Here is an 18178-nt window from a genome sequence, read left to right on the forward strand (position 1 = left end):
AAACCTCCTGACCCGAATTAATCAGGAGGTTTTTTTCTTGTCCTGACCCTTCTGAAAATGTTTATTCCGGGCTTTGCTGGGAGATACTAGCGGACAGAGGAATGAATTGGATACATAAATCGTTTTTTCAGGAGGGACCAGCATGAGTTGGACAGGGATCGCATTATTTGTACAGCTGTTTTTCGGGATAGTCATCGGACTATATTTTTGGAATCTGCTCAAAAACCAGCGAACACAAAAAGTGACGATAGATAAAGAATCAAAAAAGGAAATGGAACAGCTGCGCAAAATGCGCGCCATCAGTTTATCAGAACCTTTATCAGAAAAGGTGCGGCCGAAAAGCTTTCAGGACATTGTCGGCCAGGAAGACGGAATTAAAGCGTTAAAAGCAGCGCTTTGCGGACCGAACCCGCAGCACGTCATTATTTACGGTCCTCCGGGAGTCGGTAAAACGGCTGCGGCGCGGTTGGTATTGGAAGAAGCGAAAAAGCATAAACAGTCACCGTTTCAAAAGCAGGCTGTTTTTGTTGAACTTGATGCGACGACCGCGCGATTTGATGAACGGGGGATTGCCGATCCGCTTATCGGTTCAGTGCATGATCCGATTTATCAGGGAGCGGGTGCGATGGGCCAAGCAGGCATTCCGCAGCCGAAACAGGGGGCTGTGACCCATGCTCACGGCGGGGTATTGTTTATTGATGAAATCGGCGAGCTTCACCCGATTCAGATGAATAAAATGCTGAAGGTGCTTGAAGACCGAAAAGTATTTTTAGACAGTGCGTATTACAGTGAAGAAAATACGCAAATACCGAATCATATCCATGATATTTTTCAAAATGGGCTTCCGGCGGATTTCCGTTTGATCGGTGCGACAACGAGAATGCCGACTGAAATTCCTCCGGCCATCCGTTCGCGCTGTCTTGAAGTATTTTTCCGCGAGCTGGAAAAGGATGAACTTAAAATCGTTGCGAAAAAAGCAGCCGACAAAATTCAGAAAGAGATTTCTGACGAAGCTCTCAGCGTGCTGACCGCATATACGAGAAACGGACGTGAAGCCGTCAATATGATCCAGATCGCCGCCGGCATGGCGGTGACTGAGGACAGAAAAGAAATCACGACAGAAGATATAGAATGGGTTGTTCATTCCAGTCAGCTCACACCTAAAAATGAGCAGAAAATCGCCGATGAACCGCAAGTCGGCATCGTGAACGGACTTGCCGTCTACGGGCCGAACAGCGGCGCATTGCTGGAAATCGAAGTGAATGTCACACCTGCGCAGGACAAAGGAAGCCTGAATATCACGGGAATTGCAGAGGAAGAAAGCATCGGCAGCCAATCGAAGTCGATCCGCCGCAAAAGCATGGCGAAGGGATCTGTGGAAAATGTGCTGACGGTTCTCCGCACAATGGGCATCAAACCTTCAGACTATGACATTCACGTCAATTTTCCGGGCGGAGGCCCGATTGACGGACCTTCAGCAGGTATCGCGATGGCCGCGGGGATTTTTTCCGCGATTCACCGCATCCCGATCGACCATACGGTGGCGATGACGGGAGAAATCAGCCTGACGGGGCTTGTCAAACCGATCGGCGGCGTCATTCCGAAAATTAAAGCCGCAAAACAGGCTGGAGCAAAAACGGTCATTATCCCTTATGAAAATCAGCAGTCCATTCTGAAACGAATAGACGGAATCACCATTAAAGCGGTAAAAACGTTCCAGGAAGTGCTTGACGTCATATTGGTTGACCCTCCTTCAGAACAAAAACCGTTTGATATCCAAATGAATAAAGAATCCGTATAAACCCCATTTTTATAATGGGGTTTTTTTATGGAGGACATCTTTTCCTTTTTCAGAACAGAAAGAAAGGGTATACTACGAAGAGACTGTTTTATATACAGGGCAGGCGGATAAGCCGATTTAAGCCCGATCCCGGAATTGTACAACGATGAAAAAGTTGTATTATAATGGTTCATACTAAAGTCACGGAGGTGTCAGTCACATGGCAGAAGATACAAAACGCAGCATCCCGCTCCTCCCTTTAAGAGGCTTATTGGTATACCCGACAATGGTTTTACATTTAGATGTAGGCCGTGACAAGTCGGTTCAGGCTCTTGAACAGGCAATGATGCATGATCATATGATTTTTTTAGCCACTCAGCAGGATATTTCGATAGACGAACCGGGTGAAGAGGATATTTTCGCCGTCGGCACTTATACAAAAATTAAACAGATGCTGAAGCTGCCCAACGGTACGATCAGAGTGCTTGTAGAAGGAATTCAGCGGGCGCAGATCCTTGAATACACCGAACTCGAAGATTATACTTCGGTCGATATACAGCTGATGCATGAGGATGATTCAAAAGACGTGGAAGACGAAGCGCTTATGCGGACGCTGCTGGACCATTTTGACCAGTACATAAAAATTTCTAAAAAAATTTCCGCAGAAACGTATGCGGCTGTGACTGATATTGAAGAGCCCGGCAGAATGGCGGATATCGTCGCTTCTCATCTCCCGCTGAAATTAAAGGACAAGCAGGACATTCTAGAAACGGCGGATATTAAAGAACGTCTGAATAAGGTCATTCGTTCCATTCATAATGAAAAAGAAGTGCTGGAGATTGAGAAAAAAATCGGTCAGCGCGTCAAACGTTCGATGGAACGCACTCAAAAGGAATATTATTTGCGCGAACAGATGAAAGCCATTCAGAAGGAGCTTGGCGACAAAGAAGGAAAAACCGGCGAAGTTCAGTCGCTCACGGGAAAGATAGAAGAAGCAGGCATGCCTGAGCGTGTCAAAGAAACGGCGCTTAAGGAATTAAGCCGTTACGAAAAAGTGCCGTCAAGCTCAGCGGAAAGCTCTGTTATCCGCAATTATATTGACTGGCTCATTGCCCTTCCGTGGTCGGATGAAACAGAAGATAAACTTGATATAAAAAAAGCCGGGGAAATCTTAGATAAAGAGCATCACGGCTTAGAGAAAGTGAAAGAGCGGATTTTGGAGTATTTGGCCGTGAAACAGCTGACGAAAACGCTGAAAGGGCCGATTCTTTGTCTGGCCGGACCTCCGGGAGTCGGTAAAACATCTCTTGCAAAATCAATCAGTACGAGCATGGGACGCACTTTTGTGAGAATTTCACTGGGCGGAGTGCGCGATGAGTCTGAAATCCGCGGGCACCGGCGCACATACGTCGGGGCGATGCCCGGCCGTATTATACAGGGGATGAAAAAAGCCGGCAAACAAAATCCGGTCTTTCTCCTCGACGAGATCGACAAAATGTCGTCTGATTTCAGAGGCGATCCGTCTTCGGCGATGCTTGAGGTGCTGGATCCGGAACAAAACAGCACATTCAGCGACCACTATATTGAAGAGACGTTCGATTTATCGAAAGTACTGTTTATCGCGACTGCGAATAACCTTGCTTCCATCCCTGGCCCTCTCAGAGACAGAATGGAGATTATCAGCCTGTCAGGCTACACTGAAAACGAAAAGCTGGAGATCGTGAAAGATCACCTGCTGCCGAAACAAATCAAAGAGCACGGGCTCACAAAGAGCAACCTGCAGATTCGGGATCAGGCGATTACGGACATCATCCGCTACTATACGAGGGAAGCCGGCGTGAGAACGCTTGAACGCCAGATTGCCGCCATTTGCCGAAAGGCTGCGAAAGCCATTGTGTCTGAGGAGAGAAAACGCATTACCGTTACAGAGAAAAATCTGGCCGACTATCTCGGAAAACGGATATTCAGATACGGACAGGCGGAAACCGAAGATCAAATCGGGGTTGTCACGGGGCTCGCGTATACGACGGTCGGCGGAGATACGCTGTCAATCGAAGTGTCATTGTCACCGGGAAAAGGAAAGCTGGTTCTGACAGGGAAGCTTGGAGATGTCATGCGGGAATCAGCGCAGGCCGCTTTCAGTTATGTCCGTTCGAAAGCGGAACAGTTCGGAATCGACCCGAAATTCCATGAGAAGTATGACATTCATATCCATGTCCCTGAAGGAGCGGTGCCGAAAGACGGCCCTTCTGCCGGAATTACGATGGCCACGGCGCTCGTTTCAGCATTAACGGACCGTGCGGTAAAACGCGAAGTCGGTATGACGGGAGAAATCACGCTGCGGGGGCGCGTGCTTCCGATCGGCGGACTGAAAGAAAAGGCGCTCGGCGCGCACAGAGCGGGCCTGACCACTATTATTGCGCCTAAAGATAACGAAAAAGATATAGAGGATATTCCAGAAAGCGTCAGAGAAGGACTGAAGTTTATATTCGTTTCTCACCTGGATGACGTTTTGGAACATGCCTTAGTAGGAGAGAAGAAATGAAAGTCACAAAGTCAGAAATCGTGATCAGCGCGGTCAAACCCGAACAGTACCCTGATGGGGGGCTTCCGGAAATCGCGCTGGCGGGCAGATCAAATGTAGGAAAGTCATCTTTTATCAATTCATTAATCAATCGGAAAAACTTGGCCAGAACGTCATCAAAACCGGGGAAAACACAGACTTTAAACTTTTACATCATCAATGATGAATTGCATTTTGTCGACGTTCCCGGGTACGGATTTGCGAAAGTTTCCAAAAGCGAGCGGGAAGCATGGGGGAGAATGATTGAAACCTATATGACGACCCGCGAAGAGCTGAAAGCCTGCGTGCAGATTGTCGACCTCAGACACGCGCCGTCTGCTGAAGACGTGAACATGTATGAATTCCTGAAGTATTACGGCATTCCCGTCATCGTCATTGCGACAAAAGCGGATAAGATTCCAAAAGGAAAATGGGACAAGCACTTAAAGGTTGTCAAACAGACGCTTGATATGGATCCTGAAGATGAGCTGATTTTATTTTCCTCTGAAACGAAAAAAGGCAAAGATGAAGCATGGGGAGCCATTAAAAAAATGATCAGCCGGTAATGAAAAACCCAAAACGCAGTGCGTTTTGGGTTTTATCGTATAGTTTTGTTCCGCTTGATAAACAATAATAAAAGGCTGATTCCGATGAAAACATACGGCCAGTATGTTTTGAAGTGTTCCGTCGGAATATGGACGGATTCCAGCCACGCCGTAATTTGTTTAAAGAAGTATAAAAAGAGGGAAAAACCAATCATGGCAGCCGCTTCGTATACATATTCTTTTCTGGCAGCCGCAAATAAGGAGAATCCGAAGACGAAGAGAATCATTTCAAAATCTCCCGGCCACCATGAGAGCTCAGGTTTGGCGAAAAAGTGTAAACCTATGCCGAAAAGAAGCATGCCGATCAGGACGTGAGGCCCGGCCGCTTCCTTTTTGCCCTGATACAAGAGCACGGCCCCCAAGAGCATAAGGAGCACCGGCCATTCCCCCTGATTCGCAAACAGGTGAACCTGTCCGCTCTGAAGCCATGCGAATAATGAAGCGGCAAGCAGAAGTCCCGGTAATAAAATTGATGTTTTTTTCATCCTGTCACCTACCCGCAGTAAAGGATTTTTAGTATGATGATTACAGTGGGAACGAGCTTTTTATACTATAGCATAACATTTTTGAAATCTGTTCACATTTTCCCGAAGAAACTATGTTATAATTATTATAAATAATAAATTCTATGTTAGAATGATTATAAATAAATTGCGATGTACGGGGGTGCATGAAAGCGATGCATATTCTTGTTGTGGGAGTAGATTATAAATCCGCCCCTATTGAAATACGCGAAAAAATAAGTTTTCAGCCGGATGAGCTTGCAGAAGCGATGCTCCGCTTAAAAGAAGAAAAAAGCGTTCTAGAAAACATTATCGTGTCAACCTGCAACCGCACCGAAATATATGCGGTGGTCGACCAGCTTCATACCGGCCGTTATTATATAAAGACATTTTTATCCGAATGGTTCTCGCTGCCGAAAGAAGAGCTGTCTCCGTTTCTGAAATTTTATGAGAGCGACGCGGCGATCGAGCATTTATTCCGTGTGGCGTGCGGTTTGGATTCCATGGTCATCGGAGAGACGCAAATACTCGGCCAGGTACGCTCGAGCTTTAAAACGGCGCAGGCAGAAAAGACGATCGGCACCATTTTCAATGAGCTGTTTAAACAGGCGGTGACCGTCGGCAAACGCACGCATGCCGAAACCGATATCGGCTCCAATGCCGTTTCCGTCAGTTACGCCGCTGTTGAACTCGCGAAAAAAATCTTCGGCTCATTGTCAAATAAGCACATTTTGATTCTCGGTGCGGGAAAAATGGGCGAGCTCGCCGCAGAAAACCTGCACGGTCAGGGTATCGGCAAAGTAACGGTCATCAACAGAACGTTTTTGAAGGCAAAAGCGCTTGCTGACCGTTTCTCCGGAGAAGCGCGCAGCTTAAACCAGCTTGAACATGCACTTGCTGAAGCTGATATTTTAATCAGTTCGACAGGCGCAAGTGATTTCGTCGTGTCTAAAGAAATGATGGAGAGAGCGGGCAGACAGCGGAAAGGCCGTCCGTTATTTATGGTGGATATCGCTGTGCCGAGAGACCTCGATCCGGCGCTTAACGATCTTGAAGGTGTTTTTCTGTACGATATTGATGACCTTGAAGGAATCGTTGAAGCCAACTTACAAGAACGCCGCGAAACCGCTGAAAAAGTCGAGCTGTTTATTGAAGCGGCAATTGTTGAGTTTAAGCAGTGGCTTAATACGCTCGGCGTCGTGCCGGTCATTTCGGCGCTGCGTGAAAAGGCGCTGTCCATCCAGTCCGATACGATGCAGAGCATTGAGCGCAAGCTGCCTCATCTGACGGTAAGAGAGAAAAAACTTCTCAGCAAACATACGAAAAGCATCATTAACCAAATGCTGCGCGACCCGATTCTGAAAGCGAAAGAGCTTGCGGCTGAAGCGGATTCAGATGAAAAGCTGAAGCTGTTTATGCAGATTTTCGATATTGAGGAAGAGGCCGGCCGCCAGCTGGACAAAAGCCTGGATAACCGCCAGACGGTTCATTCGTTTCAAAAGGCAGAAGCAAAAACGGGCTTACGTCCGCTTGTAAGTGAGTGAGGGCTGTATGATTGATACAGCAATGGCAAGACTTAATGAAGCGACAATTGTTATTTATGCAGTAAGCGTCCTTTTTTACTTTATAGATTTTCTTCAACACAACCGGAAGGCTGGAAAAATAGCCTTCTGGTTGCTTTCTATTGTCTGGACTCTGCAAACCGTCTATCTTTCTTATTTCATGTGGCAGACGGGCAGATTTCCGGTCTTGAATATTACAGAGGCCCTTTACTTTTATGCGTGGGTGCTTGTCACGCTTTCACTTGTGGTCACGCAGATTCTGCGGGTTGATTTTATCGTGTTTTTCACGAATGTCATCGGTTTCTCGATGATTGCGATCCATACGTTTTCACCGACGGATCAGCATTCGGCCGCCTTTTCCGGCCAGCTGGTCTCAGAGCTTTTGGTCATTCATATTACAATGGCGATTCTGTCTTACGGCGCTTTTTCCCTTTCTTTTGTCTTTTCGCTTCTTTATCAGTTTCAATATTCTTTATTAAAGAAGAAAAAATGGGGAAAATGGCTGTTGAGAATTGAAGATTTGTCAAAACTTGATTATATGGCTTACGTTTTAAATGTCATCGGGGTTCCGATGCTGCTGTTGAGCCTGATATTAGGCGTGATCTGGGCATATGTGTCGCTGGAAACGCTGTACTGGTTTGATTCAAAAGTGCTCGGCTCGTTTATTGTGCTGCTTTTATACAGCTACTATTTATATATCAGAATGATTAAGGAACTGCAGGGGAAAGTGGCGGCGTTATGGAATTCAGCATGTTTTCTCGTGCTGATGATTAATTACTTCCTGCTCGGAAGCCTGTCACAATTCCATTGGTTCAGTTAACGCACGCGCCCAAACAGATTCGGGAGGAAAGAAAATGAGAACGATTAAGGTAGGTTCCAGACGGAGCAAACTGGCTATGACCCAGACAAAATGGGTGATTAACAAACTGAAGGAATTGAATCCTTCCTATGACTTTGAAATCCGGGAGATTGTCACAAAAGGCGACCGCATCCTCGATGTTACACTGTCAAAAGTGGGCGGTAAAGGTTTGTTTGTCAAAGAGATTGAACAGGCGCTGCTGCATCAGGAGATTGATATGGCGGTTCACAGCATGAAAGACATGCCCGCCGTTTTGCCTGAGGGTCTTGTCATAGGCTGCATACCGAAACGTGAGGATCCGCGTGATGCGCTCATTTCAAAAGGGCATCAAAAGCTGGACGGCATAAAAGAAGGGGGCATCATCGGCACCAGCAGTTTAAGAAGAAGCGCCCAGATTCTTGCTGAACGCCCTGATCTTACAATTAAGTGGATCAGAGGCAATATCGATACGAGACTTCAAAAGCTTGAAACGGAAGATTACGATGCTATTATTTTAGCGGCTGCGGGGCTTTCGAGAATGGGCTGGAAAGATGATGTCGTATCGGAATTCCTCGAACCGGACCGCTGTCTGCCTGCGGTCGGCCAAGGCGCTCTTGCCATTGAATGCAGAGAGTCGGATGAAGAGCTTTTGAAGCTGTTTGCGCAATTTACCGATGAGTATACGCAGCGCACGGTGGCAGCCGAACGGGCTTTCTTACACGCGATGGAAGGCGGCTGCCAAGTGCCGATAGCCGGGTATGCGTCCGTCAATGACCGGGATGAGGTTGAATTGGTCGGTCTTGTCGCGTCTCCGGACGGAAAGACGATTTATAAAGAAACAGCGGCGGGACATGATCCGGAAGAAATCGGGAAACGCTGTGCGGCGATGATGTCTGAAAAAGGAGCCAAAGCACTAATCGACAGCGTGAAACAGGAGCTCGAACAGGATGGCAAATGACCTTCCTTTACAAGGAAAGACCGTGCTCGTCACCCGGAACAAAAGACAGGCAGCACCGTTCCGAAAAAAAGTGGAGGCGCTCGGCGGAACGGCTGTTTCCGCCTCTCTGATCGCTTTTCAGGAAGCGCTCCCGGATGAATGTGCGGACAGTCTGCGGGAAGACCTTTCTGAACCGGGCTGGCTTGTGTTTACAAGCGTAAACGGTGTCCGGTTCTTTTTTTCCTACCTTGATCAGCATGGCCTTGCGCTTCCGGAACGGAAAAAAATCGCAGCCGTCGGTGAAAAGACAGCGCGCGCCCTGAAAGAGCGGGGAGCCCGGACGGATGCGATGCCTGACGAGTATGTGGCGGAATGTCTGGCTGATACTTTAAAACGGCACGCATCAGCTGCCGAACCCGTTTCATTGATAAAGGGCAATTTATCACGCGATGTCATAAAAGCGGAGCTTGAGCCGCTTGGCTATCAAATAAGGGAATGGGTGTTATACAATACCATTCAGGATGAAAAAGGCATGGACGAGCTGAGACGGGCTGCATCCCGCTCTCATTTTGATTTTATTACGTTTACCAGTTCATCGGCGGTGCATACGTTTATGCACGCGGTCGGAGACGGAGAAAAAGCGTGGGAAAACAGCGGTGCGAGCTATATCAGCATCGGCCCTTTGACAGAGAAAGCGCTCTTGGAATACGGGATCTCATCCCATGTGCCTGACACCTATACGATTGAAGGCATGCTGGACGTCATGTGCAGCATGTCGGGAAAGGATAGATAATGATGAATCAAACATTTAACAGACACCGCCGTTTGCGCGCGAACGCTGCGATGAGAGATCTAGTAAAAGAAACACGTCTTCACCCTTCAGATTTTATTTACCCGTTATTTGTCGTTGAAGGACTCGAAGGAAAAAAAGAAGTTCCTTCCATGCCGGGGGTTTATCATGTATCACTCGATTTGTTAAAGGATGAAATGGCTGAGCTGATATCGCTCGGCATTAAGTCGGTCATCGTTTTCGGCGTGCCGGAAGAAAAAGACGCCTGCGGAACCCAGGCTTTTCACGATCATGGCATTGTGCAGAAAGGGATTGCTGAAATTAAAAAGCATTATCCTGAAATGATCGTCATCGCTGATACATGTCTCTGTGAATACACGGATCACGGCCATTGCGGGGTCGTGAAAGACGGAGTAATCCTCAATGACGAGTCGCTTGAGCTGCTGGCGCAGACAGCCGTCAGCCAGGCTAAAGCCGGCGCTGACATCATCGCTCCTTCAAATATGATGGACGGTTTTGTCACAGTGATCAGGGAAGCGCTCGACAAAGAAGGATTCACGAATATTCCGATTATGTCTTATGCCGTGAAATATTCAAGTGAATTCTACGGCCCGTTCCGCGACGCGGCTGACAGCACGCCGCAGTTCGGTGACCGAAAAACATACCAGATGGATCCGGCCAACCGCCTGGAAGCGCTACGTGAGGCTGAATCAGACGCGGCAGAAGGCGCTGACTTTTTAATCGTCAAACCGTCTATGTCATACTTAGATATTATGCGTGATGTGAAAAACCGCCATCACCTGCCGCTGGTCGCATATAATGTGAGCGGGGAGTATTCCATGGTGAAAGCGGCAGCCCAAAACGGCTGGATTAAAGAAAAAGAAATGGTGCTGGAAATTTTAACGGGCATGAAACGTGCAGGAGCCGATCTGATTATGACGTATCATGCAAAAGACGCAGCGAAATGGCTTGCTGAGTAACGATTTCATTTGACGGGAGCTGAGGCAGATGAGAAGCTATGAAAAATCAAAAGCCGCTTTTAAAGAAGCGCAGAAACTGATGCCGGGCGGAGTGAACAGCCCGGTGCGCGCGTTTAAATCAGTTGATATGGATCCGATCTTTATGCAGCGCGGAAAAGGATCGAAAATTTTTGATATTGACGGCAATGAATATATCGACTACGTCCTGAGCTGGGGGCCGCTCATTTTGGGCCACACGAACGACAGGGTCGTTGAAAGCCTGAAAAAAGTAGCCGAGAACGGGACAAGTTTCGGGGCATCTACTGAAGTGGAAAACGAACTGGCCAAATTGGTCATTGACCGTGTGCCGTCTGTTGAAATCGTACGGATGGTCAGCTCCGGCACAGAGGCGACAATGAGCGCCCTGCGTCTGGCAAGAGGATACACCGGCCGCAACAAAATTTTAAAATTTGAAGGCTGTTACCACGGCCATGGTGATTCGCTGCTGATCAAAGCGGGATCCGGAGTGGCGACACTCGGGCTGCCGGACAGCCCGGGCGTGCCGGAAGGAATAGCAATGAATACGATTACCGTTCCATACAACGACTTGGAAAGCGTTGCACTCGCATTCCGGGAGTACGGTGAAGATATTGCCGGGGTCATTGTTGAACCGGTAGCAGGCAATATGGGCGTTGTTCCGCCGCAGGAAGGCTTTTTACAAGGACTTCGCGACATTACGGAACAGTATGGCGCGCTGCTCATTTTTGATGAGGTCATGACCGGTTTTCGCGTGGATTATAACTGTGCGCAAGGGTATTTCGGCGTGACGCCTGACTTAACGTGTCTCGGCAAAGTCATCGGCGGAGGTCTTCCTGTCGGTGCGTATGGCGGCAAAGCTGACATTATGGAACGAATCGCGCCGAGCGGTCCGATCTACCAGGCGGGAACATTGTCTGGAAATCCGCTTGCCATGACAGCGGGACTTGAGACGTTACAGCAGCTCACACCTGAATCATACCAAGAATTTGTGAAAAAAGGCGATATGCTTGAAGAAGGCATTTCAAAAGCAGCTGCAGCACATGGCATTCCGCACACGTTTAACCGGGCGGGGTCAATGATCGGCTTCTTTTTCACCAATGAGCCTGTCATTAACTATGAAGCAGCCAAATCTTCTGATTTAAAGCTGTTCGCCAAGTATTATAAAGGGATGGCCGACGCAGGCGTATTTCTGCCGCCGTCTCAATTTGAAGGATTGTTTCTCTCCACTGCGCATACAATGGAGGATATTGAAAATACCATTCAAGCCGCTGAGAAAGTGTTCCAGGCGATCAGCCGCTGATACCGAAAAGCCGATGCAAGCAAGACTTGTATCGGCTTTTTTCAATGCCTCCATTATCATATTTTCCCGGATTGCGGCATACACCTTTAGTGACATCTAATTGTATGGATTAGATGAAAGGAGGATATGAACTTGCCGCATAATCACCGATTGCAATTTTCTGTTGAAGAATCAATCTGTTTCCAAAAAGGACAGGAAGTTTCTGAATTACTTTCGATTTCATTAGACCCTGACATCAGGGTGCAGGAAGTAAATGATTATGTCTCAATTAAAGGATCATTAGAACTTACTGGCGAGTACAACATAGATCACAGCAGTCATTTTGAAGAGCTTGATAGGGAGCTGAGGCATGTAGAGGAAGTGAGGGCGAGGGAGGATGGCACGGCCGAGCTCATTCATTGTTTCCCGGTGGACATCACGATTCCGAAAAATAAAGTGAGCCACCTCAATGATGTTTTCGTATTTATTGATGCCTTTGATTATCAGCTGACGGATTCAAGGATCTTAACCATTCAAGCTGATTTGGCAATTGAAGGGCTGCTTGAGGAATCCGAGCCGAAAGAGCCGGAGATCCCTTTGTACGTGGCGCCTGAATTTGCCAGAGAAGAAATGATCAATCTTGCCGGACATCATTCTGAGGACGAAAATGAACCAGAATTAATGATACGCCATGAGCCTGAAATACCTTTGACTGTATCAGAAGAAGCAGCACAAGAAACAGAGAAGAACGAGGAAGAAATCCCGCCTTTACTCAGGCAAGAGGAAGAAGAGCAGGAAGCAGCCCCGATTCTGAGGGAGCGGGAAGAAGAAAAGCAGGAAACAGCCCCGATTCTGAGGGAGCGGGAAGAAGAAGAGCAGGAAGCAGCCCCGATTTTGAGGGAGCAGGAAGAAGAGCAGGAAGCAGCTCCGATTTTGAGGGAGCGGGAAGAAGAAGAGCAGGAAGCAGCCCCGGTTTTGAGGGAGCAAGAAGAAGAAGAGCAGGAAGCAGCCCCGATTTTGAGGGAGCGGGAAGAAGAGCAGGAAGCAGCCCCGGTTTTGAGGGAGCAAGAAGAAGAAGAGCAGGAAGCAGCCCCGATTCTGAGGGAGCAAGAAGAGGTGCCTAAACCTGTTTCCTTTACTGAGCCTCCTCCTCCCGTTTCCTTCCAGCACGAAGAAGAGCCGGAAGAAGCTGAGGAGCCTGCAATCATGTCAGCTGTGAGGAATGAACCCGTATTTGAGGATGATTCAGCAGAAGTGCAGGAAGAGCCGAAAGATGATATCGAACCGGTTTTCCCTGCTTTCACTCTGACTCCGCATGCAGAAAAACCAAAAATTGCGGAACAGCCCTTCCTTCAAAAAGAAGAGCAGCCAGAGGCCGAGCCGCTTCTCCGTCAGAGCGATCATAAGGCGGCAGAAGACGAAGATGAGCCTGCGGTTTTTCAAGAGGAGCAGGCGCCCGTTTATCGCGAGTTCGTTCCGGAACGGCAGGAAGAGGAGTTTTACAGCGCTCCTAAGCTGCTTGAAGAAGAGGCTCATGATGAAGAAGGGTTTGAAATTGAGGTAAGGAAGATGGCGCCGCCGGAGGAGGAAACCGGGAAGCCTCTCGATTTGTCTTTTCAGTTTTCCAAACTGCCGCCTGAGGAGCCGGCGAAAGCTGAACAGCCTGAGCCGCTTAAGCCTGAAAGAAAGAATGAAGAAGCGGCACCGGGAACCGAGCAGAAGGAAAATGACAACTCTCATTACTTGACAAAATTATTTACAAGGGAAGAAGAAAAGTTTTCAAGAATGAAAATTTGTATCGTGCAGCAGCAAGATACAATCGACCGGGTGTGTGAACGATATGACATTACATCCCAGCAGCTCATCCGAACGAATGCTTTATCGTTTGATGACGAGCTTGAGGAAGGTCAGCTTCTGTATATACCTGAATATAATAACAGCCATGTGTAAGCACAAAGAGGCCGTAAAAATGTGGTGAATGGAATGGAAGCAGTCCAATCAGTGCTTCAGGAATACGGGCTGACGGCTGAGTATATTGAGCCTGTCAGCCCGCATGTTTGGAAGGTCTACTCAAACTACGGCATTTTTGCTTTGAAACAGCTCAAGCCGGCCCGCAGCAGTGAATTTACGGATCTTATGATTGAGATTGAGGAGAAAGGCTACCGATCATTTGTGCCGATCTGCCGCACGTATGCCGGCGATTTTTTTGCGGGGAGACAGACGGAGAATTCTTATTATTTAATGCCTTGGCTTCAGTACGATCAGGAGGAAGAACGGGATCAAAAACATGTTTACCTTTTTAAAGAGGTCGCGAAGCTCCATTCTGCGACTGTGCGGGACATCCAAATCCGGACTGAAGATATCAGCGGCTTTTATGAAGCAACGAAAAGAGATTGGGAAAATGATAAGCTTGTCTATGAACAATTCGCCGACCGGGCGGAAAAAGAGTGGTACCTTTCACCTTTTGAACTGCAGGCCGTTACGTATCTTACAGAAACGGTTTCCGCCGTCAATTTTGCTCTGGAACGTCTGGAAGAATGGTTTGACGCGGCAAAGGATCATGACAAGACGAGAGCGGTGATCAACCACGGCAGTTTATCGAGCCGCCACTTTCTGTATAATGATGCGGGATCGGGCTTTTTCACGAATTTCGAGAAAGCTGCGCTGGGCCCTCCGCAAAATGACCTGCTCGGCTTTTACTCCAGAATGTTCAGAAGCTATCCGAAAGCATGTCCGGAATGTCTGGACTGGTTTTATACGTATCACAAATCATTCCCGCTCCGTGAAGCGGAAATCAGTCTGTTTCTCAGCTATATGGCTTATCCGTCCGCCATGTACAAAGTGCTGAAACGGTATCAGACCGGCCAAAGGGGCTCTGAAAAAGAAGAGTGCACGCAATTATTAAGAGCGTTTTGGCAGATGAAAAATGTTGAGCCTTTTCTCATGAAGGTTCATCAGATTGAGCGGGAGAAAAAAATAAAAGCGGAAAACGAGTCCTCTTCATAACGGGACTCGTTTTTTTATATCCATTCCAAATGCAGGGCGCACGCTAAAAACAGCAGGATGGCAAGCAGCAGGACATCAAAAGTCGTCGGAAAGAAAATCGTCCTGATCCCCTGAAAGATCGTAATCGGGATAATGACTTGCACGGATACAAGGCGGACCTGTCTGGCCCACTGGGGGAGCGAATAAGAATTGAATTTTTTTCTCACGGGCAATTCCTCCTCACATTCGCCTTTCTATGTATCGTATGTAAGGGGAAGAGCGGGGTGCATGCTCATTTATGTATGACGGCAGCGGTTTTTGGAAAAGATGATTGACGAATCAAAAACACTTTTACTATAATAAAGAACATACTAAATAAGATCATGAGCTGATATAAATACACCTGCTTTGAACGGGAAGAGTACAAGAAAGACGCATGAAGAGAGAGAAGCTACTGTGCTGAAAGGCTTCTTATGCCGTCTCATTGGAAGGTCGCCCGGGAGCATAATTTCTTGAACATACAGTAGAGAAATTCGGGCCGCACCCGTTATCCGTTTAAGTGCATGAACAAATCTGTTCATGAAAAAAGGTGGTACCGCGAAAGAGCTTTTCGTCCTTTATCAGGATGAAGGCTCTTTTTTAGTTGCTCAGCCATTTCTAAACATGCTGGAGGGTTATCATGGATACAAACGAACAAACAATGCCGACAAAATATGATCCGTCTGCGATTGAAAAAGGCCGCTATGATTTTTGGCTGAAAGGAAAATATTTTGAAGCGGGCGGCGATCAAACGAAACAGCCGTATTCTGTCGTCATTCCGCCGCCGAACGTGACGGGCAGGCTGCACCTCGGACATGCGTGGGATACGACGCTGCAAGATATCGTTACGCGTATGAAACGCATGCAGGGCTATGACGTGCTCTGGCTTCCGGGCATGGACCACGCCGGCATCGCCACTCAGGCAAAAGTCGAAGCGAAACTCCGCGAACAGGGCACAAGCCGTTATGACCTCGGCCGTGAAAAGTTTTTAGAAGAAACGTGGAAGTGGAAAGAAGAGTATGCTGATTTCATCCGCAGCCAATGGGCCAAGATGGGACTCGGACTCGATTATTCACGTGAACGTTTTACTCTTGATGAAGGGCTGAACAAAGCCGTGCGTGAAGTCTTCGTCAAGTTGTATGAGAAAGGCTTGATTTACAGGGGCGAATATATCATCAACTGGGACCCTGCCACAAAAACGGCTTTATCCGATATTGAAGTGATTTACAAAGACGTACAGGGCGCGTTTTATCATTTGCGCTACCCGTTAGCAGACGGTTCAGGCTCAATTGAAATCGCGACCACCCGTCCGGAAACGATGCTTGGCGACACGGCTGTCGCGGTTCATCCTGAAGATGAGCGCTACAAGCACTTAATCGGCAAAACGGTGATTCTGCCGATTACAAACCGCGAAATTCCGATTGTCGGCGATGATTATGTTGATATGGAATTCGGATCAGGCGCCGTTAAAATCACGCCTGCCCATGACCCGAATGACTTTGAACTCGGAAACCGCCATAATTTAGAGCGGATTCTCGTCATGAATGAAGACGGAACAATGAATGAAAAAGCGCTGCAATATAACGGCATGGACCGGTTTGAATGCCGCAAAAAACTCGTCAAAGATCTTCAGGAATCCGGCGTTCTCTTTAAAATCGAAGACCATATGCATTCTGTCGGCCACAGTGAGAGAAGCGGCGCCGTTGTTGAGCCGTACCTGTCCACACAATGGTTTGTCAAAATGCAGCCGCTGGCCGATGCTGCGGTTGACCTTCAGGCAAAAGAAGAGAAGGTTCACTTCGTTCCTGACCGTTTCGAGAAAACGTACCTGCACTGGATGGAAAACATCCGTGATTGGTGTATTTCCCGTCAGCTGTGGTGGGGCCACCGCATCCCGGCTTGGTATCATAAAGAAACAAAAGAAGTGTACGTCGGCCTTGAGGCGCCTGAGGACAGCGAAAATTGGGAGCAGGATTCAGACGTGCTTGATACATGGTTCAGCTCCGCGCTTTGGCCGTTTTCTACAATGGGCTGGCCTGATGAAAACGCTGAAGACTTTAAGCGGTATTACTCAACCGATGTACTTGTAACGGGATATGACATCATTTTCTTCTGGGTATCCCGGATGATTTTCCAAGGTCTTGAGTTTACCGGCGAGCGTCCGTTCAAAGACGTGCTGATTCACGGCTTAATCCGTGACGAGCAGGGCAGAAAAATGAGTAAATCCCTTGGGAACGGCGTGGACCCGATGGATGTCATCGACAAGTACGGAGCGGATTCCCTGCGCTATTTCCTGGCAACCGGAAGTTCACCGGGACAGGATCTCCGTTTCAGCTATGAAAAAGTGGAATCCACATGGAACTTCGCAAATAAAATTTGGAACGCCTCCCGTTTTGCATTAATGAACATGGACGGCATGACGTATGACGAGCTTGATCTGTCCGGTGAAAAATCAGTTGCTGATAAGTGGATCCTCACAAGACTGAATGAAACGATAGAAGACGTAACACAGCTTGCGGATCGTTATGAATTCGGTGAAGTCGGACGCCACCTGTACAACTTTATCTGGGACGATGTGTGCGACTGGTATATCGAAATGGCGAAGCTTCCGCTGTACGGGGAAGATGAAGCGGCGAAGAAAACAACCCGGTCTGTTCTGGCATACGTGCTTGACCAGACGATGCGTCTTCTTCACCCGTTTATGCCATTCTTAACGGAAGAAATCTGGCAGCACCTTCCTCATGAAGGTGAGTCAATCACGATCAGCTCTTGGCCGGTTCCGGTGCCGGAACATACGGATAAAGAGGCAGCGGCGGATATGAAACTGCTCGTTGAATTAATCCGTTCTGTCCGCAATATCCGGAGCGAAGTCAACACGCCGATGAGCAAGCAGGTTGAACTTTACATTAAAACATCTACCGAAGACATTGCCGGCCGCCTTGAGAAGAACCGTTCTTACGTTGAACGCTTTACGAATCCGAGCACGCTGAAAATCGGGACGGATATCGCTGCGGCAGACAAAGCGATGACAGCGGTCGTCACCGGAGCGGAAGTCATTCTGCCGCTTGAAGGGCTGATTAACATTGATGAGGAGATCGCCCGTCTGCAAAAAGAATTCGACAAGCTGACAAAAGAAGTCGAACGCGTTCAGAAAAAACTCGGCAACGAAGGATTCATTAAAAAAGCTCCTGAGCATGTCATTGAAGAAGAACGCGGAAAAGAGAAAGACTACACGGCAAAACGCGAAGCTGTCCGGCAGCGGATTGCAGAGCTGAAAGGCTGATAAAACAGCGGGGCGG

At 47.9% G+C, this 18178-nt stretch carries 14 protein-coding genes and 1 other annotated feature; of the genes, 12 read left to right on the forward strand and 2 right to left on the reverse strand.

The window, feature by feature from the left end:
* The first annotated feature begins 142 nt into the window (after positions 1–142).
* The 3 genes from lonB (at position 143) to yihA (ending at position 4909) form a co-directional block, all read left to right on the forward strand.
* Positions 143–1801, forward strand: a complete 1659-nt coding sequence (lonB, locus tag AC2CGA_RS13045) for an ATP-dependent protease LonB (protein ID WP_003152622.1) — start codon at positions 143–145, stop codon at positions 1799–1801.
* Positions 1802–2000: 199 nt separating this feature from the next.
* Positions 2001–4325: an endopeptidase La gene (lon, locus tag AC2CGA_RS13050; RefSeq protein WP_139885343.1), complete on the forward strand. Its 2325-nt coding sequence runs from the start codon at positions 2001–2003 to the stop codon at positions 4323–4325.
* On the forward strand, positions 4322–4909 hold the full coding sequence (gene yihA / locus AC2CGA_RS13055) for a ribosome biogenesis GTP-binding protein YihA/YsxC (RefSeq protein ID WP_003152626.1): 588 nt from the start codon (positions 4322–4324) through the stop codon (positions 4907–4909). The genes lon and yihA overlap by 4 nt, the downstream gene beginning before the upstream one ends.
* A gap of 32 nt (positions 4910–4941) precedes the next feature.
* Here the strand turns inward: yihA and AC2CGA_RS13060 are convergent, their stop codons facing one another.
* Positions 4942–5433 (reverse strand): hypothetical protein, encoded by a 492-nt coding sequence (locus AC2CGA_RS13060; RefSeq protein WP_014305520.1) that lies wholly within the window; start codon positions 5431–5433, stop codon positions 4942–4944.
* Between the two features lie 194 nt (positions 5434–5627).
* Here AC2CGA_RS13060 and hemA point away from each other — a divergent pair, with 194 nt between their 5' ends.
* The 8 genes from hemA (at position 5628) to ysxE (ending at position 14861) form a co-directional block, all read left to right on the forward strand.
* The gene (hemA, locus tag AC2CGA_RS13065; protein ID WP_015387890.1) at positions 5628–6995 is read left to right on the forward strand and encodes a glutamyl-tRNA reductase; all 1368 of its coding nucleotides are present in this window, start codon (positions 5628–5630) and stop codon (positions 6993–6995) included.
* Between the two features lie 7 nt (positions 6996–7002).
* Positions 7003–7833: a cytochrome c biogenesis protein gene (locus tag AC2CGA_RS13070; RefSeq protein WP_003152629.1), complete on the forward strand. Its 831-nt coding sequence runs from the start codon at positions 7003–7005 to the stop codon at positions 7831–7833.
* A gap of 34 nt (positions 7834–7867) precedes the next feature.
* A complete protein-coding gene (gene hemC / locus AC2CGA_RS13075) occupies positions 7868–8809 on the forward strand; it encodes a hydroxymethylbilane synthase (protein WP_003152630.1) in 942 nt (313 codons plus the stop codon).
* The gene (locus tag AC2CGA_RS13080) at positions 8799–9581 is read left to right on the forward strand and encodes a uroporphyrinogen-III synthase (protein WP_014305519.1); all 783 of its coding nucleotides are present in this window, start codon (positions 8799–8801) and stop codon (positions 9579–9581) included. Before hemC ends, AC2CGA_RS13080 begins: the two co-directional genes overlap by 11 nt.
* Positions 9582–9583: 2 nt before the next feature.
* On the forward strand, positions 9584–10558 hold the full coding sequence (gene hemB / locus AC2CGA_RS13085) for a porphobilinogen synthase (RefSeq protein ID WP_003152632.1): 975 nt from the start codon (positions 9584–9586) through the stop codon (positions 10556–10558).
* Positions 10559–10586: 28 nt separating this feature from the next.
* A complete protein-coding gene (gene hemL, locus AC2CGA_RS13090) occupies positions 10587–11876 on the forward strand; it encodes a glutamate-1-semialdehyde 2,1-aminomutase (protein ID WP_003152633.1) in 1290 nt (429 codons plus the stop codon).
* 132 nt (positions 11877–12008) lie between these two features.
* Complete coding sequence (locus tag AC2CGA_RS13095; protein WP_484480215.1) at positions 12009–13805, forward strand: LysM peptidoglycan-binding domain-containing protein; 1797 nt, start codon at positions 12009–12011, stop codon at positions 13803–13805.
* A gap of 33 nt (positions 13806–13838) precedes the next feature.
* On the forward strand, positions 13839–14861 hold the full coding sequence (gene ysxE / locus AC2CGA_RS13100; protein WP_138093663.1) for a spore coat protein YsxE: 1023 nt from the start codon (positions 13839–13841) through the stop codon (positions 14859–14861).
* Between the two features lie 14 nt (positions 14862–14875).
* On the opposite strand, the gene AC2CGA_RS13105 is transcribed toward ysxE, so the two are convergent.
* Positions 14876–15067, reverse strand: a complete 192-nt coding sequence (locus AC2CGA_RS13105; RefSeq protein WP_003152639.1) for a hypothetical protein — start codon at positions 15065–15067, stop codon at positions 14876–14878.
* A 172-nt stretch (positions 15068–15239) separates the two neighbouring features.
* Positions 15240–15461, forward strand: a binding site (T-box leader).
* Positions 15462–15519: 58 nt separating this feature from the next.
* Here AC2CGA_RS13105 and AC2CGA_RS13110 point away from each other — a divergent pair.
* Positions 15520–18162, forward strand: a complete 2643-nt coding sequence (locus AC2CGA_RS13110) for a valine--tRNA ligase (protein ID WP_003152640.1) — start codon at positions 15520–15522, stop codon at positions 18160–18162.
* Positions 18163–18178 lie beyond the last annotated feature (16 nt).

This window comes from Bacillus sp. SYZHCR11 (assembly GCF_057196865.1).